The sequence below is a fragment of the Arhodomonas sp. KWT genome (assembly GCF_010993615.1).
The window spans coordinates 1-605 of the sequence record NZ_WNXE01000998.1 but is presented as its reverse complement, the minus strand read 5'-3'; the positions used below and the strand labels follow the sequence as shown (position 1 = coordinate 605).

Annotated in this window: 1 protein-coding gene; it reads right to left on the bottom strand. The window is 72.2% G+C overall.

Annotation, left to right across the window (positions count from 1 at the left end; translation table 11 throughout):
• Positions 1-605, bottom strand: a 605-nt coding sequence (locus tag G7A99_RS23765) for an exodeoxyribonuclease V subunit gamma (protein WP_163144533.1), incomplete at both ends; no start/stop codon positions are given.

Genomic DNA, 605 nt, shown 5'->3' with positions numbered 1-605 from the left:
CGCGGCAGCTCCAGCAGCCGGGTGAACACGCGGATCACCGGGTGCACGCCGGGCAGCGCGCGGTCGGTCACGGACCAGGGGATGTGGCGCTCGCCGGCGGCGTTGCCGAACACCGCCTCGATGTAGGGGGCGTAGCGGTCGATGTCCGGCGTCATCACCACGACGTCCCGGGGCTGGAGGTCCGTGTCCGCGAACAGCCGGCGCAGGCGGTCGTGGAGTACCTGCACCTCGCGCATGGGGCTGTGGCAGGCGTGCAGGGTGATGGAGGTGTCCTGCGGATTCAGCGCCACGGCGGGCTCGTCGCCGTCCGCGCCGCGCCGGCGCAGCTCCAGGATATCCGCCTGCAGGCGTGCCAGGTGGCCGAGGTCTGCGTTCTCCGCCGGCTCGGTGAAGTGGTAGGCGTCGTCGCCGCTGTGGTTCTGGAGCAGTTCCAGGAACTCCCGGCCGGTGCCGCCGAGGGAGGCGAGCAGCGGGTGGCCGACGCTGTAGTAATCGCTCGCGTCCGGGAGCCCGCGGCGGCGCCAGAGTTCGCGCAGCTTCGCCAGCCCGCGCTCGGAGACCACGTCGCCCCAGTAGTGGAGCGAGGGGTTGAGGACGAGCACGTC